Annotated in this window: 15 protein-coding genes; 13 read left to right on the top strand and 2 right to left on the bottom strand. The window is 44.2% G+C overall.

Annotated elements, in window-relative coordinates:
• The first annotated feature begins 6 nt into the window (after positions 1-6).
• The 13 genes from NV379_RS06260 to NV379_RS06200 all read left to right on the top strand — a co-directional run bounded on the left by NV379_RS06260 (position 7) and on the right by NV379_RS06200 (position 13161).
• Positions 7-549, top strand: a complete 543-nt coding sequence (locus tag NV379_RS06260) for a tetratricopeptide repeat protein (RefSeq protein WP_258206433.1) — start codon at positions 7-9, stop codon at positions 547-549.
• Positions 542-1345: a 4-hydroxy-tetrahydrodipicolinate reductase gene (dapB, locus tag NV379_RS06255; protein WP_258206432.1), complete on the top strand. Its 804-nt coding sequence runs from the start codon at positions 542-544 to the stop codon at positions 1343-1345. Before NV379_RS06260 ends, dapB begins: the two co-directional genes overlap by 8 nt.
• Positions 1346-1475: 130 nt before the next feature.
• A complete protein-coding gene (gene mgsA, locus NV379_RS06250) occupies positions 1476-1892 on the top strand; it encodes a methylglyoxal synthase (protein WP_258206431.1) in 417 nt (138 codons plus the stop codon).
• A complete protein-coding gene (gene bshB1 / locus NV379_RS06245) occupies positions 1892-2608 on the top strand; it encodes a bacillithiol biosynthesis deacetylase BshB1 (protein ID WP_258206430.1) in 717 nt (238 codons plus the stop codon). Before mgsA ends, bshB1 begins: the two co-directional genes overlap by 1 nt.
• 2 nt (positions 2609-2610) lie before the next feature.
• Positions 2611-3795, top strand: coding sequence for an N-acetyl-alpha-D-glucosaminyl L-malate synthase BshA (gene bshA, locus NV379_RS06240; protein WP_258206429.1), 1185 nt, complete (start codon positions 2611-2613; stop codon positions 3793-3795).
• A 33-nt stretch (positions 3796-3828) separates the two neighbouring features.
• On the top strand, positions 3829-5289 hold the full coding sequence (locus NV379_RS06235; RefSeq protein ID WP_258206428.1) for a CCA tRNA nucleotidyltransferase: 1461 nt from the start codon (positions 3829-3831) through the stop codon (positions 5287-5289).
• 2 nt (positions 5290-5291) lie between these two features.
• Positions 5292-6293: a biotin--[acetyl-CoA-carboxylase] ligase gene (locus NV379_RS06230; protein ID WP_258206427.1), complete on the top strand. Its 1002-nt coding sequence runs from the start codon at positions 5292-5294 to the stop codon at positions 6291-6293.
• A gap of 422 nt (positions 6294-6715) precedes the next feature.
• Positions 6716-7579: a 3-methyl-2-oxobutanoate hydroxymethyltransferase gene (panB, locus tag NV379_RS06225; RefSeq protein ID WP_258206426.1), complete on the top strand. Its 864-nt coding sequence runs from the start codon at positions 6716-6718 to the stop codon at positions 7577-7579.
• Between the two features lie 31 nt (positions 7580-7610).
• On the top strand, positions 7611-8477 hold the full coding sequence (gene panC, locus NV379_RS06220; protein ID WP_258206425.1) for a pantoate--beta-alanine ligase: 867 nt from the start codon (positions 7611-7613) through the stop codon (positions 8475-8477).
• A gap of 4 nt (positions 8478-8481) precedes the next feature.
• The gene (gene panD / locus NV379_RS06215; RefSeq protein ID WP_258206424.1) at positions 8482-8871 is read left to right on the top strand and encodes an aspartate 1-decarboxylase; all 390 of its coding nucleotides are present in this window, start codon (positions 8482-8484) and stop codon (positions 8869-8871) included.
• 36 nt (positions 8872-8907) lie between these two features.
• Positions 8908-9609: a tetratricopeptide repeat protein gene (locus NV379_RS06210; protein ID WP_258206423.1), complete on the top strand. Its 702-nt coding sequence runs from the start codon at positions 8908-8910 to the stop codon at positions 9607-9609.
• A gap of 79 nt (positions 9610-9688) precedes the next feature.
• Positions 9689-12538, top strand: a complete 2850-nt coding sequence (gene dinG / locus NV379_RS06205; RefSeq protein ID WP_258206422.1) for an ATP-dependent DNA helicase DinG — start codon at positions 9689-9691, stop codon at positions 12536-12538.
• Positions 12538-13161, top strand: a complete 624-nt coding sequence (locus tag NV379_RS06200; RefSeq protein ID WP_258206421.1) for a redox-sensing transcriptional repressor Rex — start codon at positions 12538-12540, stop codon at positions 13159-13161. Before dinG ends, NV379_RS06200 begins: the two co-directional genes overlap by 1 nt.
• Positions 13162-13235: 74 nt before the next feature.
• Here NV379_RS06200 and NV379_RS06195 read toward each other — a convergent pair whose 3' ends face one another.
• Positions 13236-14243, bottom strand: coding sequence for an inorganic phosphate transporter (locus NV379_RS06195; RefSeq protein ID WP_258206420.1), 1008 nt, complete (start codon positions 14241-14243; stop codon positions 13236-13238).
• A gap of 24 nt (positions 14244-14267) precedes the next feature.
• Positions 14268-14888: a DUF47 domain-containing protein gene (locus tag NV379_RS06190; RefSeq protein WP_258206419.1), complete on the bottom strand. Its 621-nt coding sequence runs from the start codon at positions 14886-14888 to the stop codon at positions 14268-14270.
• Positions 14889-14992: the final 104 nt, after the last annotated feature.

Genomic DNA, 14992 nt, shown 5'->3' with positions numbered 1-14992 from the left:
ATGGTCATGGATAGCGATTTTTTAATAAAAAAAGCTTATGAATCTTTGTTGCTAAGTGACTTTGAAGCAGCTATTGATTGGTTTCATAAAGCAATTGAAAGTGATCCGGGCAATGCTTCATTGTACTACCGTCTGTCTATCACCTATTTTCGGAGTAATAAGTTAATAAAAGCAGAGCAATATGCGTATCAAGCATCACAGCTAGAGCCAAATAACGAAGTGTACCGACAGCACATATTAAGACTGCAGGCACAAGAGTTAACCCGGCAGACTGAACATCGCTTAGATGGTACCGCAGAATCTGCTTATGCATCGATTATTCTCTTGAAACAGGCGTTAGAGTGGGACCCCCTATTAATTGAAGCCTATTTACTGCTAGCTGAGGCGTATGTCGAGCTTGAAGATTACTATCCAGCTATTCATGTTATTAAGGAAGCGCTGAGGCTTGAACCTGAACATGAACTCGCACAGGAATTGCTTCTTAATTACCAAGTACAATTATCTCAATATTTGGGATTAGATAGGAAGGAATCAGATAAGAATGAGTGAACGTATTAAAGTTGCAGTAGCAGGAGCCTATGGAAAAATGGGCCGTGAAGTTGTAAAGATGGTATTAAATGATCCAGAACTCGAATTGGTAGCCGCGGTTAATCGTACTACAGAAGGGGAAGATGCTGGCGTAGCTGTAGGTATGAAACCTTGCGGAATTGCCGTTACGAATGATCTGGAGCTTGCTCTAGTTGAGAGTGGGGCGGATGTGCTGGTTGATTTTACACTGCCGCATTCCGCCGTACTCCATACAGAGATCGCGATTAAGCATGGAGTACGTCCTGTAATTGGAACGACAGGGTTTACCCCTGAGCAGATCGAAGAGTTGGACAAGCTTTGTCAGGAAAAAGGAATTGGCGGGCTTATCGCACCAAACTTCTCGATCGGCGCCATTCTGATGATGAAATTTGCTGCACAAGCGGCAAAATATTTCCCACATGTTGAAATTATTGAGTATCATGGAGATCAGAAGCTAGATGCACCATCAGGTACAGCAGTGAAAACAGCAGAGATTATTGCACAGAATCGTGATGAATTCCGTCAAGGAAATCCGAGTGAAGAAGAAACGATTGATGGAGCTCGCGGTGCATTGTATGAGGGATTCCGGATACATAGTGTGCGTTTACCTGGGGTGTTTGCACAACAAGAAGTAATCTTCGGCGCTGCAGGTCAATCACTGAAAATACGCAATGATTCCTATGAAAGATCCTCTTATATGCCAGGGGTAAGTGTTGCCTGCAAAAAGGTGATGACATACACTGGGATGATTTATGGGTTTGAGCATTTTGTTGAATAGGTTTACAATGGGGACAAGGCGTAATTATTACGCTCTGTCCTTATTTACTTAAATACAAGAGTGAGTTCAAAAAGTCGCTTTTTGAACGCGTATTCAACAATTCAGATCGTTATCACAGGAGGAAATTCTGATGAATATTGCACTAATTGCTCATGACCGAAAGAAAGAAGAGATGGTTGATTTTACAATTGCCTATGAGAACGTACTTGCTAATCATACGTTATACGGTACAGGTACAACAGGTACTCGGATTATGGAGAATACATCACTAAGCGTACACCGATTTAACTCAGGGCCACTTGGCGGAGATCAACAAATCGGTGCTTTAGTTGCGGAAAATAAGATGGATGCGATCATTTTCTTGCGTGATCCACTAATGGCACAACCGCATGAACCCGATATTATTGCACTTTTGCGTCTTTGCGATGTGATAGGGATTCCGGTTGCAACCAATTTGGCATCAGCTGAAATTGTAATTAAAGCAATTGAGCACGGAGATATGGGTTGGAGAGCGTTAGATAATACGTATAAACCGGGTGAGATGTAATGGATGATCATTTAGATATATTGATTTTTGGTGCTCACCCAGACGATGCAGAAATCGGTATGGGTGGAACCATAGCCAAGCACACAGCCGCTGGTTACAAAGTCGGTATGTGTGATTTAACTTACGCGGAGATGTCTTCCAATGGAACGGTGGAGTCGCGCATTCAAGAAGCAAATGCTGCTTCTAAAGTGCTACATCTTCATATGCGGTCCAATCTAGGGCTTCCAGATCGAGGTTTACAGCTCATCCCTGATCATATTGAAGCCGTGACAAGAGAAATTCGGAAGCATCGTCCATCTATTTTATTTGCGCCGTATTGGGAAGATCGTCACCCTGATCATGTGATGTGCTCCCGTATTGTACAAGAAGCATTATTCAATGCGAAACTTCGTAAATACCTACCTGACATGGACGCACACCTTGTTTCACAAGTGTATTTTTATTTTATTAATGATGTGCACGAAGCAGATGTATTGACAGATGTTACAGCATTTTATGAGCAAAAGTTGGACTCTCTACGCGCATATCAGACACAATTCAATCCTGCTGGCTCAAGCAATGATTATGTCGCTACGCCGCTGAATCAGAGTTATATGGAGCGGGTAGAAGCAAGAGATTACTTGCTAGGTCAAAAAGGTGGAGTTCGATTTGCCGAAGGTTTTGTAACGAAGCAGCCGCTGTTTCTAGATTACTTCGGATTGAAGAGAGAAGGATAATAATGAGTCAATTTTTGAAAATCGGAATTACGTGCTATCCGACACTAGGAGGATCAGGTGTAGTAGCAACTGAACTTGGTAAACTGCTCGCTGAAAAAGGGCATGAAGTGCATTTTATTACACATAGCTTGCCGTTTCGCTTAGGCAAATTTGATAAAAACATTTTTTATCATGAAGTAGAAGTATCGGATTATCATGTGTTTAAATACCCGCCGTATGACTTGTCATTGGCTAGTAAGCTGGCACAAGTTGCACAGATGCAAAATCTGGATTTACTACATGTGCACTATGCAATTCCGCATGCAGTATGTGCAATTCTAGCAAAGCAGATGGTTGGCGATCAGCTTAAAGTCGTGACGACACTGCACGGTACCGATATTACGGTACTTGCACAGGATCATTCGATCTCGGATTTAATTCGTTTTGCGATTAATAAGAGTGATGCGGTAACCGCTGTATCTGCGGATTTGATCCGTGAAACGAGAGATTCACTTGCCATTAATCGTGATATCGATCTTGCGTATAACTTTGTGGACAAAAGGGTGTACTACCCGCGCGAAGTTAGTGAGCTGCGTAAAAATTTCGTAGAGCCTGATGAGAAACTGCTGATACATATATCGAACTTCCGACCTGTGAAAAGGGTTATGGATGTGGTTGAAATTTTTGCAAAAGTTCAGCAGCATGTGAAGAGTAAGTTAATGTTCGTAGGGGAAGGTCCCGATTTGTCTAGAGTTCATAGTCGGGTTAAGGAACTGGGGATCGGTGACCGCGTTATATTCTGCGGTAAACAAGATGATGTTGCAGAGGTTATTTCATTAGCTGATGTGATGTTGTTACCTTCAGAGAAAGAGAGTTTTGGTCTCGTTGCGCTTGAGGCGATGGCATGTGGTGTTCCGACAATCGGTTCGAATGCAGGTGGTATTCCAGAGCTTATAACACATGGAGACACAGGCTACTTAGCTTCTATTGGAGATACGGAAGCGATGGCGCAGTACGCGATTCGTTTACTTACAGATGAGGCACTGTATAAACGTGTGAGTGAGGCTTGTCTATACCGCGCTCGTCACACGTTCTGTAATGATTATATTACGCTGCAATATGAAGAGATTTATTATCGAACATTAGGACGTACAATGCCACCGGAGCTGCGTTTGTTAGATCCCGGAGCATGTGAATATAGCAAATAATGAAGATGGAATCGAAGTAAGGTTGTGAATAGGATGCAAGCTTGGAATCTAGGTGTTACGGAAAAAGCGGGCAGGCAGGTGCTTGCACAGCTTCATGCCAGTGGCTATGAGGCTTACTTTGTCGGGGGCTGTATTCGTGATGCATGTCTTGGCAAACCAGTCAAGGATATTGATATTGCGACTTCAGCGAAGCCTGAAGAAGTAATTGCTTGCTTTGAACGGACGGTACCGACGGGCTTGCAGCATGGGACGGTAACGGTGCTGATCGACAAGCAACCCTTCGAAGTGACGACATTTCGGACAGAAACGGCATATGTGGATTTTCGCAGACCGACTGACGTTCAGTATGTAACGAACTTAGAAGAGGATTTGCAGCGCCGAGATTTTACGATGAATGCCATGGCACTCGGATTAGAGGGTCAGATCATTGATCCATTCGGTGGGCAACAGGATTTGGAAGCGGCAATTCTGCGCTGTGTTGGAAATCCGATGGAGCGATTCGGCGAGGATGCACTGCGTTTACTGCGATGTGTACGATTTGCTGCAGGATATCAGATGCAAATCGAGGATGAGACTTGGGAGGCGTTATGCACGCAAGCACCGCTGCTCAAGCACATTGCGATGGAGCGTGTGCGTGCGGAGCTAGAGCGATTGGTCGGGGGGGAGTCACCGGAGAGAGGCTTGCAGCTCTTGCTGGATAGCGAGCTGTTGGCGTATTTCAGGCAGGACCTCGGCCTGCCTGTAGCCACCGCGTGGCGCACCAAGCTATCCGCAGGTGCGCTAGCGAACCTCACCGCGCTGGCCGATGTCAGCGCGCGGTGGTCCCTCCTCCTCCTGTTGACGGAGGAGGGACCTGCTGCCGCACGCCATGCGCTGCGGCAGCTCACCTTCGCCCGCGCAGCCGGCGAAGAGGTAGTCGCCGTCGTCGCATTGCACGACGACTTCGTTGCTACCGCTTGCCTGGCAGAGCCGGCAAGCGAGGTGGCTCTCGCGGCGACGGTGAAGCTCGCCGCGGTTCGCTACGGCGCGAAGGCTGCGCAGCGATGGCTGGCTGCCATCGCCGTGCTTCGCCGCGCCGCGGGGGCGGCGATGGCGGCGCCGAGTGCGCCATCGGACATGCAAGCTGCGCCACCGCGCGAGAGCGCGCCTGCGCAGCCCGTGCCGACCGTGGATGGAGCTGTAAGCTCATCCACGGTACCCGAAACGGCTGCGGATCTTTCCACTTCCCGCCTCCTAACATTTTTGCATACCGATGCATGTGATTTGATACTCGCTAGTGGCAACCAGTGGCTTACTGAGATGCCTTGCACGATGGTATCTGAGCTTGCAATTACAGGCAGCGATTTAATGCAAGCCGCGGGAATGAAAGGCGGACCGTGGGTTGGTCAATTGTTACACGAACTATTGAACCGAGTTGCTGTGGGCAAGTTATCTAATAGCCGAGCTCAGCTTATCGAAGCTGCATTAGTTGAGCTTAAGGAAAAGAGTGAATAACGTTGTTAGATACGATTTTACAAATTTTCGAGAAAAATATAGGTGCGTTCGTATCCGGTGAAGACCTCAGCAAGCAGCTTGGCTGCTCTCGTACTGCTGTGTGGAAGGGGATTCGTTCCCTTCGCGCACAAGGCTATGTGTTTGAGGCATCTTCACGCAAGGGATACCGCCTTGTTCAAGTGCCTGCGAAATTAGACATTCCTACTTTACTTGGCAAACTTGAGACCGAGTCGATGGGCAGAAGTATTCATTACTATGATGAAGTGGATTCGACCCAAACGATTGCGAAGCAAAAAGTTGCCGAAGGTGCGCCGGAAGGCACGATTGTGATCGCAGAATCGCAAACGGCTGGTCGCGGTCGCATGGGGCGAAAGTGGTATTCCCCTAAAGGGAAGGGAATTTGGATGAGTGTGGTGCTCAAACCGCAAATCCCGATTCATTTTGCCCCGCAGTTAACACTGCTCACCGCAGTAGCGCTATGTCGGACCATTCGTCGGGAATGCAAAGTAGACATCGGGATCAAATGGCCCAATGACTTGCTCATTAATGGCAAGAAGGTATGCGGAATATTGCTTGAGTCGAGTGCTGAAGATGAACGGATCAAGCATGTGATCTGCGGAGTGGGCATATCTGCGAACTTGGGCGAGGAGGACTATCCACCTGAACTGCTTGATATTGCAACGTCACTAGCTATTGCTTCGGGTGAGCAAGTCTATCGTGAAACGCTGATCGCTTCATTCCTTCAGGAGCTTGAGCAGTTGTATAAGCTATATCATCAAGAAGGATTTGCGACAATTCGCGCCCTATGGGAAGCACTTTCTGTGACTCTGCATCGACCGATTCAAATACATACCCCTCGCGATGGCATCGTGGAAGGGATTGCATCAGGTATTGATGAGTCAGGTGGACTGCGTATTGTATCTAGTACAGGTGAGCAATTGTGTATTTTTTCCGGAGACGTGGAGTTATATGGAAAAAAGGATGACACTCTCACTCAATCTTGATATAATAATGCTGTGAGGCGATATCCGCATGCGGAATTGCACTTACAACAGCATTATTTTCATGTTTGTGTAACAACCCTAATGGAAATTGTATAAGTAGTATGTTGGATTCTGCTCTGAGCCGTAAGGACCGAGACAGAAAGGATCATATGATTCTTTTGACGTTGAAGGCCTATTAGCTCATGCTATTAGGCTTTTTTATTTTCTCCTACGGAGCAACAAAAAGTGCAATGGAGTAGAAAAGAGTGTTGGAAGAGCGAAGCGTTCGCCTTTGAAATCGTGAAATTACCATAGAATAAAATCCAAGAGTCACGATTTCAACAGCGACTGGAAGCACTCTTTTCTACGTAAGTAGCCATACTTTTTGTTGCTCCCCAACATCTACTTCATGCTGTCACATTCAATCGAAAGTAGGTAATGTAATGACAACAGCAGTTCGCAGACCGATTACAACATCTAAAATTTTGAAAATGAAGCAGGACGGTGAGCCGATCACTGTCGTAACCGCATATGATTTTCCTTCCGCTTACCTCGTTGAACAAGCAGGTACAGACATTATTCTGGTCGGGGATTCTCTAGGGAATGTCGTACTTGGTTATGACTCAACAGTCCCTGTAACTTTGGAAGACATGATCTACCATACTCGCTCCGTTGTACGTGCAGTCAAAACGACATTCGTCGTAACGGATATGCCATTCTTGACTTATCATGGATCGATTGATCAAACCCTTCGCAACGCGGCTCGCATCATGCAAGAGGGCTTAGCGAAAGCGGTTAAGATGGAGGGTGGAGCTGAGATTGCACCAGCCGTACAAGCACTGACAAGTGCAGGGATTCCTGTTATGGGTCACCTTGGATTGACCCCACAATCCATTCACCAAATTGGTGGCTTCAAGGTACAAGGTAAGAACTCGGATCAAGCACAGAAAATGCTTGCAGATGCGAAGGCAATTGAAGCAGCAGGTGCATTCGCAATCGTGCTTGAACTTGTTACGGAGGAATTAGCGGCTTGGATTACGGATCAATTAACGATTCCAACGATCGGTATCGGTGCAGGCCCAACATGTGATGGTCAAGTACTTGTGTACCATGATATTTTGCAATATGGCCCGCCAAGTCATCCGAAGCGCTTCGTGAAAACTTACGCGAACATCGGTGAGACGATTCAAAATGGAATCGCGGAATTTGTGAAAGAAGTGAAGGATCGCAGCTTCCCGACTGAAGCACACGGATTCCAAATGGATCAAGAATTAGCGCAAAAGCTGTACGGCAGCGACAACGAATAATCGCTTAATATAGATAGGAGTCGGATGAGAAATGAAAGTTATTCGTACGATAAGCGAATTACGATCGGAACTTAAGAAAAGACCGTTTGATGCGCTTGTTGGATTTGTACCCACAATGGGGTTTTTACATGCCGGTCATGCATCCCTTTTGCACAAAGCACGTGAAGAATGCCAAATTGTTGTACTAAGTATTTTTGTAAATCCTACACAATTCGGTCCGAATGAGGACTTTGATAAATATCCGCGCAACGAAGAGCGTGACTTAGCGATTGCGAAGGAAGCTGGGGCTGACATTGTATTTTTCCCGCAAGTGGAAGAGATCTATCCGCGTCCTTCGAAGACAGAAGTCATCGTGAGCGATATTACAACGAAATTATGCGGTGCGTCGCGCCCAGGACATTTTGCAGGAGTAACATTAGTGGTATCGAAATTGTTCAATATTGTACAACCGGATAAGGCTTACTTTGGTATGAAAGATGCCCAGCAAGTTGCTGTCATTACACAGATGGTGAATGACCTCAATATGCCAGTTGAGATCGTACCTTGTCCGATTCTACGTGAAGAAGACGGGCTTGCTATGAGCTCTCGTAACGTCTACCTGAGTAGCGAGCAGCGCAATGAAGCGCTTGTATTATCTCGTACTTTGATGGAAACGAAGCAGTGGCTAATAACAGATGCACCAAACCTTGTATCCGATATTCGTGAGCGGATTACGAACCAGATCTCGGCATCACCGCTTGCTGAGATCGACTATGTTGAAGTGCTGAGCTATCCTGCACTTGAGACAGTTGAACGTCTTGATGACCAAGAATCAGAAAGTCTGATCATCGCTCTTGCTGTGAAATTTGGAGCAACAAGGCTCATTGATAACGTAATTATTTCGATTAAGGGGAATTGATGTCATGTTTAGAACAATGATGAAAGCCAAGATTCATCGTGCAACGGTGACAGAGGCAAATTTAAACTATATTGGCTCGATTACAATTGATGAAGATTTACTTGATCTGGTGGACATGCTTCCTAATGAGAAAGTGCAAATTGTTAACAACAATAATGGAGCGCGTCTGGAAACTTACATCATTCCAGGGCCACGCGGATCAGGTGTGATCTGTCTGAATGGCGCAGCAGCGCGTTTAGTTCAACCGGGTGATAAGGTCATTATTATTTCATATTGTATGTTATCGGATGAACAAGCACGTGAACACAAGCCAAAAGTAGCGTTTATGGGTGAGGGAAACATCGTAGATAGTTTGCTTGATGAAGAAGCACATTCCACGATTTTTCCTAAGTAAATGCCGCATGAAAAGCGTGATGTAAACAAACAATGAATGTATTCTTTCGAAGGCGGGATGCATATGTTCAAACATTTGTTTGCCACGATGAACGAAGTGCTCGATGAAATCGCGGAGAAATATCCGAATGCCGCTGGTTCTCAGAAAAAGCACTTAGATGAACAGATCAGCGTACTCAAAACGATGAGTGATGAGTTTATTGAGGACTGGCTTGCTTTTGAAGAAAAGCTGCGGAGTGTTCCTACGGAAGTAAGTGAGAACACACCAAAGGAACCGACAAAGGAACCGACAATGGCACAACAGCCTGCACCAGCAGCAGCTTATGCAGCACCAGCAGCTTCGTATGTGCAGCCTCAACCTACGGGGAATAAGCCCCTTTTGTCTGATATTGACATGTCCATCAAGCAAACGGAGCAATTCCGCAAAGCACAAGGTTACTACAAATTGTGTATGTACGATGAAGCAATTAAGCACTTCGAGCGTTTATTGCAGAAAGAACCAGATTTTCAATTAGGTCGTGCCTATTTGGCAATGGGACAGCTTCGTAGTGGCAACATAGCGGAGGCGAATCATCATTTTCAACTGTTAGCGCCGCTCACAGACAATGCGACCATGAAGGCTATTTCGTACAATATCATGGGCTGTATTCAATATGAAAAATGCAATGAAGACCAAGCTTATGAGTTTTTCAAAAAAGCATATCGCAATGATCCCAAAGTCATGAGTCTCGATTCGTAACTTTCCCTGTTCGCATTCCTAAATGGTGGCTAATCTGTTATGCTAAAGGAAGCAAGAAGAAGGGATTGAATACGTAACAATGAAATTCGCAGTCATTGACTTTGAAACAACCGGGAGCACGACAGAAGATGAAATTATCCAGGTTGGACTCGTTATTATAGATAAAGATTGCATTATTGACAGGTATACTTCCCTCGTTAAACCGGGGTGCAGTATACCTTCTTCTATTACGGAATTAACTGGTATTACCGAAGAGATGGTAGCAGATGCACCTGATATCTCCGATATTATGGGAGAGATGTATCCGAAGCTGTATGATTGTGTGCTCGTTGCGCATAATGTATCCTTCGATTTCGGCTTTTTACAACGCAGCTTAAGTAAAGCAGGATATTTCCCATTCTCAGGTCGTGTTCTCGATACGATTGAGCTGCTCAAAATATTGTTTCCGTCCTTAACTTCTTATCAATTGTCGCTCGCGAGCAATTCGTTTCAAATTAAGCATGATCGTCCTCATCAGGCAGATAGCGATGCTGAAGCGACAGCGGAACTACTGCTGCGCTGCTTAGAACGATTAGATGAATTACCACTTATTACGATTCAAAGATTACATGCTCTTTTTGAAGGATACAATTCCAATGATTTAGGCTGGTTCTTCAGTGATATTCGGGCAAACCGTGAAATGCAGGCAGAGATTGATCCGAACAGCCAGCAATACTACCGCGGCTTTGCGATGAGTGTTGCGGATTGGTCAGACCAAGAGAAGGTTGAGCGAGATGTCAGCACACTTCCAGATACATTCGAAGCATTTTTTGAACAGTTAAAGGAAAAGATGAAGGACAAGCTTGGATTTGAAGTTCGCGAAGCGCAAGAAACGATGATCCAAGAGGTGTATGCTTCCTTAGATAAAGATCGTCATCTTATGATTGAAGCGGGTACAGGAACTGGGAAATCGATGGGGTACTTGATTCCGTCGCTTTACTATGGGATAAAGAATGAGAAGAAAATTGTAGTTTCTACACATACCATTAATTTGCAAGAACAATTGCGTGCTCGAGATATTCCGATGTTGTATAATTTGTTTGATTTACCTTTTGATGCGGGTGTGTTGAAAGGTCGCAGTCATTACCTATGTTTGCGTAAGTTTGAAGGTCGCGTGAATGCAGCCGACTGGGAGCAAGCAAAGGAAGATTCCCTAACGGCAGCTCAAATGGTCGTATGGCTTGGAGATACACAGACAGGTGATGAAGAAGAGCTACATCTAACAGGTCGCGGCACCTACTTCTGGCATTCGGTATCCAGCGATGCGGATTCTTGTTTGAATCGCCAATGTCCATGGTTCCGTAAGTGTTTCTATCATCGAGCACGAAATGAAGCGAATACGGCTGATTTGTTAATTACGAATCATTCGATGTTATTTACCGATTTGAATGCGGAACATCGGATTTTACCGACTTATGAACAATTGATTGTTGATGAATCGCACCACTTGGAAGAAGTTGCAAGTCGTCATTTGGGTAAAGAACTTCATTACTTGACATTAATGAACAGTCTGCAGTGGATGTACAAGGATGCTCGAAGTGGTCATTTTGCCACGTTACGAAGCAAGCTTGGTAAGCATCAAGGTGATGATCGTGCAGAGCTGTGGTGTCAGACATTAGATCGCATGTACGAGCATGTGATGGCAGTAAGAGAGCATTGGGACGTTCTATGTGATAAACTATATGAAGTGGTCTCCACAGGTTCCAGTGACCCTGGACAAAGTGAATTAGGGCAATATGTACTTCGGATTAAGCAAGAGGAATTGCCGCAAGAATGGGCAGAGCTCATGCCGCTGGAGGACAACGTGTATCAAGAGCTAGGTCAGCTCATTAAAAGTGCTGAGAAGCTGATGAATGATTTTAAAGAACACGAAGATGAATATGATTTGCAAGGATTTCTAACCGATATGAATGGTTGCATCAAAGATCTTGGACATTGTCGCGAAAATGTACGATTTTTCATGCACCAAAAAGACAAAAATTCGGTATACTGGTTAGAAGCAGGCTTGTTTGCTAAGAAAAGTTCCGTTCTTCTGAATTGTGTGCCAACAGATGTGAGTAAGCTGCTGCAAGAAAATCTTTTTGAGAAGAAAGAAAGTATTGTAATGACTTCTGCAACTTTAACGGTTGATAAGTCTTTCCAGTATGTAAGTGAGCAATTGGGATTTTCTCCTGATGTGGGGGAGGATGTGTTGAAAACGGTTCAACTTCCTTCACCCTTTCAATATCGCCAGCAGGCGCTTGTATGTGTACCGCGTGATTTTCCAGCTATTAAAGGTCGGGCAGGGGAAGCTTTGTTTACAGAAAAGCTTGTTCACTCATTAGCTGAAGTCGCAGTAGCGACAAATGGGCGTATGCTTGTTTTGTTTACATCGAATCGAATGCTTAAACAAGTACATGGTGAATTAAAAGAGTTGCTTAAAACTCACGGTATCGGTGTCCTCGGACAAGGTGTGGATAGCGGTAATCGGAGTAAACTCACTCGTCTGTTTCAAGAAGGCAAAGCAAATGTTCTACTCGGTACAAGCTCATTCTGGGAAGGAGTTGACATTCCTGGCGACGCGTTAACTAGCTTAGCGATCGTTAGGCTGCCATTCCAACCCCCTAGTCATCCAGTGGTAGAGGCAAAATGCGAAAACTTGAAGAAGCAAAATAAAAACCCATTTATGAAATTTTCTGTGCCGCAGGCGGTCATTCGTTTCAAACAAGGTTTTGGTCGATTGATTCGTACCTCTAGCGATAAAGGAATCGTGATCATCTATGATACACGAGTTATCGATACACAGTATGGAAGAAACTTCCTGTATTCTTTGCCTGGCCCTAAAATTGAGTCGATGTCTACGTCCCAGATTGTGCCGAGAATTCAACAATGGATGGGAGAAAATATCTAATGAAATCAGTAATGAAAATTTCGGATGCAGTCGTTCGCAGACTACCGATCTACTTGCGTTTTTTAAGCGAACTTGCGAAAAATAATGTATTAACCGTATCCTCTCATGATTTGGGACAGAAGCTTGATCTAAATCCTGCTCAAATCCGTAAAGATTTAGCGTATTTCGGGGAATTCGGTAAGAAAGGCATTGGTTATGATGTTCTTTTCTTAATTGAAAAAATTCGCCAAATTCTAAAGCTTGATCGCCATATTGCAGTTGGCTTAGTTGGGGCAGGTAACTTAGGCCGCGCCCTATGCAATTATAATGCATTCCTAAAAGATACAATGAAAATTGTAGCTGTATTTGATGCTTCCCCTGACAAAGTGGGTAGTGAGATTAACAACCTACCTGTACAGCCAATGGAAGCGCTTGATGCTTCTGTTAAAGAACACGAGATTCGCATCGGCATCATTACGGTACCTGCTCATGAAGCACAGAATGTAGCAAATATGTTCGTTGCTGCTGGAATTGAAGCGATACTTAATTTTGCGCCGATTAATATTAAAGTACCTTCAACGATCCGTGTACATAACGCGGACTTTACAACAGAACTTCAAAGCTTAGCCTACTTCTTGGATTAAGAAAGTTAGATGCTAGCCAATAAAAAAAGCCCCTCAAATGTTCCGCTGTAGGAACGCTTGAGGGGCTTTTTTATCTACATCCAGCCGAAAAGAAGTTTGTAAATGATAAACGCAACGATCATAGAGATTGGGATCGTAATTAACCAAGTCATAATCATACGGATAACCGTTGCCCATTTCACTTCATGGAAGCGAATAACACTTCCTGTACCGATAATGGAGGATGTAATAACTTGTGTTGTAGAAAGTGGCATGTGTAGCAATGTTGAAGTCTGAATAACAGCGAATGATGTTAAGTCAGATGCGAAGCCGTTAATGGGTTCGATCTTAATCAGCTTGTTGGAAACGGTCTTAATAATTCTCCAACCACCTACTGATGTACCTAGACCGATTGCAAGACCTGCCGAGATTTTAACCCATAGCGGTACCTCTAGATCAGTTGCATATCCAGCCGATACGAGACCGAATACGATAATACCCATAGCTTTTTGTGCGTCATTACCACCATGTGAGAATGACAATAGGCCGGCAGAAATAATCTGGAACGTACGGAACACGCGATTCATTCGTGTGCGGGACGAGTTACCTGTCCAAATGATAATATATTTCAAGATCGTCATGACGAGATAACCAGCAGCAAAAGCAACAATCGGCGATAGGAGCAAGATTAAGATAATCTTCTTAAAGCCATCGAAGTTTACTGAAGCCCATCCTGCTCCAGCAATAACCGCACCCGCAAGGGAACCGATCAAAGTGTGAGAAGAGGAAGATGGAATACCAAAATACCATGTAAGTAAATTCCATAGAATCGCTGAGATCAACGTCGCAATAATGATGAAGGTACCATTCTCGACTTTAAATGGATCTGCGATTGATCCCCCGATCGTCTTAGCAACACCGGAGAACAAAATCGCACCGATGAAGTTGAGAGTAGCTGCATAAAGGATCGCAACACGCGGTGTTAAAGCTTTGGTCGACAGCGATGTAGCAATTGCATTAGCTGTATCGTGGAACCCATTAATAAAGTCAAAAATTAGAGCTAAGGCAACAATTAAAATTAATATCAGTAAATTTGTGTCCATGATTATCCTCCGAACTCGCTTCTCTTAAGAGTAGCGGAGAACAACACTTTCCAGAATGTTAGCAACATCTTCACAAGCATCTGTAGTTTGCTCTAAACGCTCGTAAATTTCTTTTAACTTAAAGTCCTCGTAAGGATCTTTCTTGTTATTGAAAATTTGACGAATGCCTTCACGCATGAGCTTGTCCCCTTCATTTTCAAGGGCATTGATTTGTACAGTATGTTCAGTTATTTGCAAATATTTCTTGCGACCAAGCAATTTGAAAGCATCAAGCATATGTTGGCATGAGGATACAATTACAGCAGAGAAGTCTTGCATATATTTATCAGTAGTCGTTACGCCTAAATAGTCGAAACGAGCTAACGAAGCTTCAATACCGTCAACAACATCGTCAAGTTTGGAAGCAAGTTCAAGAATATCTTCGCGATCAATAGGTGTAATAAATACTTTGTTCAAACCTTTGAAAATGTCGTGAGTAATCGTGTCGCCGTTATTCTCTAGCTCTTTAATTTGAGCAAAATAGTCTTGTGGTGGCGTATCACCCATCATCGCTTTGCGGAACAAATGAGCGGCATCTAGATTATTCTCCGCAGCTTTGATTAGTAGATTTAGAAAATCGACCTCACCTTTTCTTGTAAACAACATGGTTTCAAGAACCTCCTTCATCATATAAAAAGAATGCGAGTCATAATATTTGTCTCTTTATGTAGAAAAATCTTTTCGACTCACAGCTTTTAAAATATCACATC

It is taken from the genome of Paenibacillus radicibacter, assembly GCF_024721995.1.
GTDB lineage: Bacteria > Bacillota > Bacilli > Paenibacillales > NBRC-103111 > Paenibacillus_AM > Paenibacillus_AM radicibacter.
Note: the sequence above shows the minus strand (reverse complement) of the source record. Positions and strands in the feature narration are given on the sequence as shown.

What these genes read in the sequence shown, in the direction of transcription:
- NV379_RS06260 (WP_258206433.1), top strand. Translation starts at nt 7, where the DNA reads ATGGATAGCGATTTTTTAATAAAAAAAGCTTATGAATCTTTGTTGCTA.
- panD (WP_258206424.1), top strand. Translation starts at nt 8,482, where the DNA reads ATGTTTAGAACAATGATGAAAGCCAAGATTCATCGTGCAACGGTGACA.
- mgsA (WP_258206431.1), top strand. Translation starts at nt 1,476, where the DNA reads ATGAATATTGCACTAATTGCTCATGACCGAAAGAAAGAAGAGATGGTT.
- NV379_RS06195 (WP_258206420.1), bottom strand. Translation starts at nt 14,243, where the DNA reads ATGGACACAAATTTACTGATATTAATTTTAATTGTTGCCTTAGCTCTA.
- bshA (WP_258206429.1), top strand. Translation starts at nt 2,611, where the DNA reads ATGAGTCAATTTTTGAAAATCGGAATTACGTGCTATCCGACACTAGGA.
- dinG (WP_258206422.1), top strand. Translation starts at nt 9,689, where the DNA reads ATGAAATTCGCAGTCATTGACTTTGAAACAACCGGGAGCACGACAGAA.
- NV379_RS06235 (WP_258206428.1), top strand. Translation starts at nt 3,829, where the DNA reads ATGCAAGCTTGGAATCTAGGTGTTACGGAAAAAGCGGGCAGGCAGGTG.
- panB (WP_258206426.1), top strand. Translation starts at nt 6,716, where the DNA reads ATGACAACAGCAGTTCGCAGACCGATTACAACATCTAAAATTTTGAAA.
- bshB1 (WP_258206430.1), top strand. Translation starts at nt 1,892, where the DNA reads ATGGATGATCATTTAGATATATTGATTTTTGGTGCTCACCCAGACGAT.
- dapB (WP_258206432.1), top strand. Translation starts at nt 542, where the DNA reads ATGAGTGAACGTATTAAAGTTGCAGTAGCAGGAGCCTATGGAAAAATG.
- panC (WP_258206425.1), top strand. Translation starts at nt 7,611, where the DNA reads ATGAAAGTTATTCGTACGATAAGCGAATTACGATCGGAACTTAAGAAA.
- NV379_RS06190 (WP_258206419.1), bottom strand. Translation starts at nt 14,888, where the DNA reads ATGTTGTTTACAAGAAAAGGTGAGGTCGATTTTCTAAATCTACTAATC.
- NV379_RS06210 (WP_258206423.1), top strand. Translation starts at nt 8,908, where the DNA reads ATGTATTCTTTCGAAGGCGGGATGCATATGTTCAAACATTTGTTTGCC.
- NV379_RS06200 (WP_258206421.1), top strand. Translation starts at nt 12,538, where the DNA reads ATGAAATCAGTAATGAAAATTTCGGATGCAGTCGTTCGCAGACTACCG.